The sequence below is a fragment of the Streptomyces sp. NPDC006997 genome (assembly GCF_040635175.1).
GTDB lineage: Bacteria > Actinomycetota > Actinomycetes > Streptomycetales > Streptomycetaceae > Streptomyces.
In genome coordinates this window covers 51,285-59,015 of sequence record NZ_JBEYHH010000043.1, presented here as the reverse complement: position 1 = coordinate 59,015, position 7,731 = coordinate 51,285, and the positions used below count along the sequence as shown (strand labels likewise).

At 72.6% G+C, this 7,731-nt stretch carries 5 protein-coding genes and 1 pseudogene; 1 reads left to right on the top strand and 5 read right to left on the bottom strand.

What is annotated here, in order from left to right:
* Nucleotides 1-83: 83 nt before the first annotated feature.
* From ABZ659_RS31115 to ABZ659_RS31105, 3 genes and pseudogenes are all read right to left on the bottom strand, one after another.
* A pseudogene (locus tag ABZ659_RS31115) lies at nt 84-1,157 on the bottom strand (S1 family peptidase); the annotation flags it as partial.
* A 332-nt stretch (nt 1,158-1,489) separates the two neighbouring features.
* Nucleotides 1,490-2,395: a S1 family peptidase gene (locus ABZ659_RS31110; RefSeq protein WP_360226586.1), complete on the bottom strand. Its 906-nt coding sequence runs from the start codon at nt 2,393-2,395 to the stop codon at nt 1,490-1,492.
* A gap of 371 nt (nt 2,396-2,766) precedes the next feature.
* Entirely contained in the window at nt 2,767-3,936 is a 1,170-nt protein-coding gene (locus tag ABZ659_RS31105) for a DUF5685 family protein (RefSeq protein ID WP_360226583.1), read from the bottom strand.
* 360 nt (nt 3,937-4,296) lie between these two features.
* Between ABZ659_RS31105 and ABZ659_RS31100 the strand changes: the two genes are divergently transcribed.
* A complete protein-coding gene (locus ABZ659_RS31100) occupies nt 4,297-4,734 on the top strand; it encodes a cell division protein SepF (protein ID WP_360226580.1) in 438 nt (145 codons plus the stop codon).
* Between the two features lie 40 nt (nt 4,735-4,774).
* On the opposite strand, the gene ABZ659_RS31095 is transcribed toward ABZ659_RS31100, so the two are convergent.
* Together ABZ659_RS31095 and ABZ659_RS31090 are read right to left on the bottom strand one after the other, a co-directional pair.
* On the bottom strand, nt 4,775-5,959 hold the full coding sequence (locus ABZ659_RS31095) for an acyl-CoA dehydrogenase family protein (RefSeq protein WP_360226577.1): 1,185 nt from the start codon (nt 5,957-5,959) through the stop codon (nt 4,775-4,777).
* A gap of 134 nt (nt 5,960-6,093) precedes the next feature.
* Nucleotides 6,094-7,698: an MFS transporter gene (locus tag ABZ659_RS31090; protein ID WP_360226574.1), complete on the bottom strand. Its 1,605-nt coding sequence runs from the start codon at nt 7,696-7,698 to the stop codon at nt 6,094-6,096.
* Nucleotides 7,699-7,731 lie beyond the last annotated feature (33 nt).

Here is a 7,731-nt window from a genome sequence, read left to right as displayed (position 1 = left end):
GACGCGACGAACATGCCGATGGTCACCGCGTCGCTCCAGCCGTCCGACTCGGCGCGCGTGAAGCCGTAGACCAGCGAGACCAGGCCGAGGGTGGAGGCCGACAGCGCCTCCGTGACCGGCTGGAAGAAGGTCTGACCGCCGGACGAGCAGTCGCCGCTGCCGCCGGAGGTGAGGCCGATCGCGCTGCTGCCGGAGAACAGCGAGCCGCCGCTGTCGCCGGGCTCGGCGCACACGTCGGTCTGGATGAGGCCGTTGACGATGTCGCCGTTGCCGTAGTTCACGGTGGCGTCCAGGCCGGTGACCGTGCCGTCGTGCACCTGGGTCGTCGAGCCGCTGCGGGTGACGTCCATGCCCACGGTGGCCTCGGCGGCGCCCGAGATGGCCTGGGCGGAGCCGTTGTAGAGGTTGACCTCGCTCGGGTGGTCGACGTCCGCGGTGTACTTGACCAGGCCGTAGTCGTCGCCGGGAAAGCTGGAGGTGTCGTTCTCCCCGATCACCGTGCCGGAGGAGTCCGACCAGGTGGAGACGGACTCGGTGCAGTGCCCCGCGGTCAGGAAGTACGGCTCGCCGCCCCTGACCACGTTGAAGCCGAGCGAGCAGCGCCCGCCACCGCCGGTGATGGCGTCGCCGCCCGCGACGAAGGGGGTGAACTCCCCCTTGGTCCGCTTCAGTTCGGCGACCGCGCCGAGTCTGTCGACGGCCTCGGTGAGCTTGGCCCACTCCGCCTCGGAGACGGTGCGGTCGGCGGTGACGACGACCTTGTTGGTGCGCGGGTCGGTCACCCAGGACGTGCCGGGGACGGCAGCGTCCTCGCTCAGGGCGGCCCGGGCGCTCTCCAGCTCGGCGAGGGAGTGCTCGACGATCCGGGCCCGTGCGCCCGCCTCCTCGGCGAGCCGGGCGGCGGCCTCGTCGAGGACGTTCACGACGAGGTTCCCGGACCGCGCGTCGTAGTACGTGCCCGCCGCGGCGGCGCCGAGGTCCGCGCCGAGCGTCGAGGCGAGCTTCCCCGCCGCGGGCACCGAGAGGGTGTGGGGTGCCGGTGCCGTGGGGGGTTCGCTGGCGTTCGCACTCTGGAAGGTGACACCCGCGGCGATCAGTGCGGCGATGCCCGCACCCGCCACGGCGGCCCGCCGCCCGGGTATGCGTCGGTGCTTCAACTCACGTCCTCCTGTGGGGGGTCGGCCCCCGCGGCCGTGGGGACCGCGGGGACCGGAAGGCTGGTTGACGAGCGACCACTCTCCCCAACCGCACAGGGCGCACACAAGGTCGACTGCCGGACGCGCACACGGTAACCACCGCGCGCCCTCGGCTCCTTCACCACCCCGGCCCGCTCCGGACCGCCCCCGAGGAAACGTTCGCACCGCAAACGCCACGCAGGGGTGACCACCCGGCGGCACCCACGGACGAGCCCCCGCACGCGGGTCGCGTGCGGGGGCTCACCGGATCGGACGGACCGGCCTCTCCAGGAGGCTGGGAGTTCTTCCGCGTTCTAGTAGACGCTGACGCCGTAGGCGCTCAGGGCCTCCGTCACGGGCTGGAAGAAGGTCGTACCGCCGGAGCGGCAGTTGCCACTGCCGCCGGAGGTCAGACCGTAGGCGGTGCCGTTGCTGCCGTACAGCGGGCCGCCGGAGTCGCCGGGCTCGGCGCAGACCGTGGTCTGGATCAGGCCGTAGACGATGTCGCCGCCGCCGTAGTTGACGGTGGCGTTGAGGGCGGTGACCCGACCGCTGTGCGTACCGGTGGTGGAACCGTCACGGATGACGGTGGTGCCCACGCTCGGCGTGGCCGCGCGGGTGATGTCCACGCCACCCGCGGTGCCGGGCTTGCTGATGGACGAGTTGGTGTACCGGACGATGCCGTAGTCGTTGCCCGGGAAGCTGGACCCGGCGGTCGACCCGAGGACGGTGCTGCGCCCGGAGTTGGCGTACCAGGTGCCCGCGCCGTCGGTGCAGTGACCGGCGGTCAGGAAGTACTGGGCGCCGCTGCTGGTGCGCACGTTGAAGCCGAGGGAGCAGCGCCAGCTGCTCGCGTAGATGGCGTCGCCACCCTGGATGAGCTTGTTGAACTTGCCCGGGGTGCGCTTGATGGTGATCGCTCCGGAGTTGGCCCCGGCCTTCTCCTTGATCTCGGCGATCTCGGCCTGGGAGACCGTGCTGTCGACGGTGACGACGACGCGGTCGGTCTTCTCGTCGACGGCCCAGGCGGTGCCGGGCACATCGGCCTGGAGCACCGCGTCGCTCGCCCTGCTGAGCTGGGTGGTGCTGAAGGTGGCGGCGTCGCTGGCGTTCGCGCTGGGGACCGCGATCGCAGCCGCGGCCACGAGTCCGGTGGATACGGCGATCAGCCGGAACCGTCTCGAAATGCCGCCGCGGGGGGTGGTGCGCTCGATCCTCACTTGTCGTTCCTCCACATGGGAAGTCGGGGGCCCGCGTGGGGTCGGGGCCCGTGAGGCGCAGCCAGCGGCCCGGGGTTCGGATTCCGAACACGACGTGCCCCTGACAAGCGCTGAGGGGGAGTATTCGGCCGAACGTACGGTCGGCGCAAGGGCACCTTTCGGCCGCTGGCCTGTGCGGCGGCCGTACGACCGCCCGCCGGGCGCCCGCCCGCGGCGGCCCCCCGTCACCCCGTCAGACCGGGCCGTGTCTCACCGCGTCGGCCGCGGGACGGGCCCGCGCCCCCGTCGGCCGCCCGGCACCCGGGGTTGTCCGGAATTAGTTGTTCCGGATGCCGCGGCGACCGGGCGCCCGGGGGCGCGCTCAGCTTCCGTCAGCAGTCACAGCCGCAGTCGCAGCCGCAGCCGTCACAGCAGCCGGAACAGTTGGAGCAGCAGTCACAACAGTCGCAGCAGTCGGAGCAGTTCTCGCCGCACCGGCGGCACAGGCCGTCCTTGCGCTCCCCCGACCACGGACTGGTGTACTCCCCGCAGCACAGCTGGCACGTGCAGGCCAGCCCCGCCCACACCGCGCACCCCGCGAGCAGCCCCCGCCGGTTCCCGCGCGGCGGCTCGGGCGGCGGCGGACCGCCGGGACCACCGGGACCACCGGGCGGCGCGTACGGTCCCGCGCCGTGCGCGCAGGTGGCGGACGTGCCGAAGGCGCGGTCCACGGAGGCGGGCAGTTCGTGCACGAGCAGCCGGTGCGCCAGCCGCCCGTCCGTGAACTCCACCTCGCCGAGCGCCAGCCGGATGCCGTGCACGGCGTCGTCGGCGAGCCGCCGCGCCTCGGTGAGCGGCGTCCCGGTGGCGGTGAGCGGGTTCCAGGCACCCGCGGCGGCGTCGGCGTCCCGGTCCTCCACGGCGTCCAGCAGGTGCGCCAACCGCCCGAACAGCCGCCCGGCCTCCCCGAGCGGCTCGGCGTTCCCCGGCCGTCCGGCGAGGACGGCGGTGTGCGCGAAGGCCGCCGCGGTGGCCGTCTCGGTCGGCTCGGTGACCGCGAGGACCGGCGTGCCGGGCCCGGCCAGCGCCTCGACCCCGGCCTGCCGGTCCACGGCGTCGACCAGCAGTCCCGTGTCGAACCCGACCGCGGTCCCGCTGCGGGCGCCCGCGCGCCCCCACCCGTCGGCGACCTTGCGCGCGGCGAGCGCCACCGGGCGCCGGGCGAGCAGCCCGTCCCCGTCGGTGACGTGGTCGCGCATCTTGGCCGAGGCGAGCACCAGCGAGACGGCCGCCGCGAGCCGGGCACCCTCCCCCCGGGCGACGGACGCGGTCCGCATCCCCCGCAACGGGCACGGCCCCGCCGTACGCCGCCCGTCCTCCGACCGCCCCGCCTGAGCCTCCGTCAGTACGGAGACGAGCAGCCCGTCGTAGTTGGTGACCAGCCGCGCGAACTGTCCGTGGTCGCGGCGCAGTGCGAGACAGAGCCCGCACAGATGCGCCATCCACTCCGTCTGGAGCCGCTCACCGAGCCGATGGCGGCAGGGCCTGACGATGCCGAACATGACGTTCCCCCGTGCTTCCGTTCCCCGTGCTCCCCCGTGGTGCGGCGGGAACGTGTCCCACCTTCGAGCGACGGCATCCTATCGACGGATGGTCATCTCCTGTGTCCCGCTCCTGGCACAGTCCCGTTCACCCTTACGCACCGCTCGTCACCCGGACGCGGGCAAGAGTCATATTTCACTCACAGTCAGCAGCCGTTTGCGGAACGACCCTTGGGAAACACGGACTCTCGACGTATTCGCTGTGCACCAGTACCGTCACAAACCCCCCGCGCGGCGTCTAACCACTTGGCGCGACGTCCGCATCATGGATGACCATAGGGATGCGGAAGGTACGAGTGACCGCTGTGAGAGGAGGCGTCCATGGGATCGGTACGCAAGGCGAGTGCGTGGCTCGGCCTCGTCGACGACAACGATGACGAGCGCTACTACGACGACGACTACTCCGAGGGAACCGACAACGGGGACGCCTGGGTCACCGACCCTCGGGTGAAGGTGGCCACGGACACGGCCGAGGAGAAGGGCCGCCGGATCGGCACGGTGACCCCGGACAGCTTCCGGGACGCGCGCGCCATCGGCGAGCTGTTCCGGGAGGGGGTCCCGGTCATCATGAACCTCACGGCCATGGAGCCCGCCGACGCCAAGCGCGTGGTGGACTTCGCGGCCGGGCTGATCTTCGGCCTGCGCGGTTCGATCGACCGGGTGTCGAACAGGGTGTTCCTGCTGTCCCCCGCCAACACGGAGATCATCAGCGGGGAACCGGCCGCCCACCGGGCGGACGGCTTCTTCAACCAGAGCTGAGGCGGGGCCGAGCACCACCGGCCCCGCCCCACCCCCGGCCTTACCGGAAGGCGTCCAGTCCGGTGAGCGCCTTGCCCAGCACCAGCTGGTGCATCTCGACGGTGCCCTCGTAGGTGAGCACCGACTCCAGGTTCGTCGCGTGCCGCATGACGGGGTACTCCAGCGAGATCCCGTTGGCACCCAGGATCGTCCGGGCCGTACGGCAGATGTCGATGGCCTCGCGCACGTTGTTGAGCTTGCCGAAGCTGACCTGCTCGGGACGCAGGCGGCCGGCGTCCATCCGCCGCCCCAGATGGTGGGCGAGCAGGATCCCCTTGTGCAGTTCCACCGCCATGTCGGCGAGCTTGGCCTGGGTGAGCTGGAAGCCGCCGATGGGCCGCCCGAACTGCTCCCGCGACGTCGCGTAGTCGACCGCCGCCTCGAAGGAGCTGCGCGCCGCGCCCATCGCGCCCCACACGATCCCGTACCGGGCATGCGACAGACAGCTCAGCGGCCCGCGCAGCCCGGTCACCTCCGGCAGCACGGCGTCGGCGGGCAGTCGTACGTCGTCCAGGACCAGCTCGCTGGTGACGCTGGCCCGCAGCGACCACTTGTGCCTGATCTCGGGCGCGGAGAACCCGGGGCTGTCGGTGGGGACGACGAAGCCGCGCACCCCGTCCTCCGTCTGCGCCCAGACGACCGCGACGGAGGCGACGGAGCCGTTGGTGATCCACATCTTGCGGCCGCTGAGGACCCAGTCGGCGCCGTCGCGCCGGGCGTGGGTGCGCATCGAGGCGGGGTCCGAGCCGTGGTCGGGCTCGGTGAGCCCGAAGCAGCCGATCAGCTCACCGGCGGCCATGCCGGGCAGCCAGCGCCGCTTCTGCTCCTCGCTGCCGAAGCGGTGGACGGCGTACATGGCGAGGGAGCCCTGCACCGACACCAGCGAGCGGATGCCGGAGTCGGCGGCCTCCAGCTCCAGACAGGCCAGCCCGTACTGCACGGCGCTGGCACCCGCGCAGCCGTACCCGCTGAGCGACATCCCGAGCGCGCCGATCCCGCCCAGCTCCTTCGCCAGCTCCCGGATGACGGGCAGCTCGCCGGTCTCGTACCACTCGGCGACGTACGGCAGCACCCGCTCCGCGGCCCACCGCCGCACGGTGTCCCGGACGGCGAGGTCCTCGGGGCTGAGCAGGTCGTCGAGGCCCAGGGGGTCGCGGGGATCAAAGGGGGGCAACTTGGCGGACACGAGGCAACACCCTCCGACTCAAAACTAGCGCTGCTAACAGCAGCTTTCAGGCCGACGGTAGGGGGCGCGGTGGCGGTGCGTCCACCCGTCAACGGACAGCGGACGGGTGGGTGTGGTGGAAGACTCCCCACCGCTCACGCGGAGACGCGGGACTTCTCGGCCCCCCGCTGCGCGGGCACCTCAGCCGGAGCCGCCGACTCGCACTGCATCACCCGCGGCAACCGCAACGCCATCAACGCCCCCAGCAACAACAACCCCGCACTCACCAGCAACGTCACGTGCAGCCCGTGCACGAAGCAGTCGCGAGCCACCTGTCGCAGGCTCTCCCCCGCCGACCCGCCGAGCCGCGCGGCGACCTCGTACGCCTCGCCCAGTGAGTGCCCGGCGTCCGCGGACGCCGACTCCGGCACCCCCGGAACGGCCCGCACCCCGGGCGCGTACGCCGCGTTCATCACGCTGCCGAGCAGCGCGATGCCGATCCCGGCGCCCAGCTGGTACGACGTCTCGCCGATCGCCGCCGCGCCGCCCGCCCGCTCCGGCGGAGCCTCGCTCAGCATCGACTCGTACGCCCCGAACAGCGTCGCCTCCAGGCCGAAGCCGAGCAGCACGAACCCGGAGAGCATCAGCGCGGGCTCGTCGTGCCGTCCCAGCGCGGTCAGCAGCACCACCGCACCCGCGGTCAGACAGAACCCGAGGCACACCATCCGCCGTGGTCCGAACCGCCGCAGCATCCGGGCACCGGCCAGCCCCGCCGCCATCGCCGCGACGGTCAGCGGCAGCAGCCGCAGGCCGGTCTGCAGGGGGGAGAGCCCGAGCACCAGTTGCAGGTACTGCGCGGCGATCAGCTCCAGCCCCACCAGGGCGAGCATCGCCAGCACGATGCACCCGACGGCGGTGCTGAACGCCGGACGGGCGAACAACCGCAGGTCGACCAGGGGATACGGGCGGCGCCGCTGCCGTCGTACGAAGAGCGTCAGCAGGGCGGCACCGGCCAGCAGCGGCAGCACCGTGAAGGGGCTGGCCACCGACTCGCCGCCGCCCAGCCGCTTCACCCCGAGGACGGTCGCGAAGAGTCCGGCCGCCGCGGTCAGCGCGCCGACCACGTCCCAGGGGCCGTGGCCGTCGCCGGTCGACTCGGGCAGCAGCAGCCGCCCCACCGGCAGGCTGACCAGCATCAGCGGGATGTTGACGAGGAAGACGGACCCCCACCAGAAGTGCTCCAGCAGGAAGCCGCCGAGCAGCGGTCCGACCGCCGCGCCGACCGCGGCCACCGCGCTCCACACACCGATCGCGAGCGCCCGCTCCCGCCGGTCGGGGAAGACCTGCCGCAGGATGGAGAGGGTCGCGGGCATGATCATCGCGCCGCCGACGCCGAGCAGCGCCCGCGCGAGGATCAGCAGCTGCGGGCCCGGGGCGAGGGCCGCGAGCAGGGAGGCCACGCCGAACAGGGCGTAGCCGAGGAGCAGGATCCGTCTGCGGCCCACCCGGTCGCCGAGGGTGCCGAAGAGGATCAGCAGCGAGGCGCAGACCAGTGGGTAGACGTCGACGATCCAGAGCAGCTCTATCGCGCCGGGCCTGAGGTCCTCGGTGACGGCGGGGATCGCCACGTGCAGCACGGTCGCGTCGACGGCGACCAGCAGCAGGCTGGTACAGAGGACGACGAGAACCACCCAGCGGTTGGCACCGGCCCCGGCCGCCCGACGGCGCAGCCCAGCGGCGGCCGAGGTCGTCCCGGACATGTACACGTACCTCCCAGATGTTCCCTCGCGTCC

Coding starts and splice junctions, on each gene's coding strand:
- ABZ659_RS31105 (WP_360226583.1), bottom strand. CDS start 3,936: ATGTTCGGCATCGTCAGGCCCTGCCGCCATCGGCTCGGTGAGCGGCTC.
- ABZ659_RS31100 (WP_360226580.1), top strand. CDS start 4,297: ATGGGATCGGTACGCAAGGCGAGTGCGTGGCTCGGCCTCGTCGACGAC.
- ABZ659_RS31090 (WP_360226574.1), bottom strand. CDS start 7,698: ATGTCCGGGACGACCTCGGCCGCCGCTGGGCTGCGCCGTCGGGCGGCC.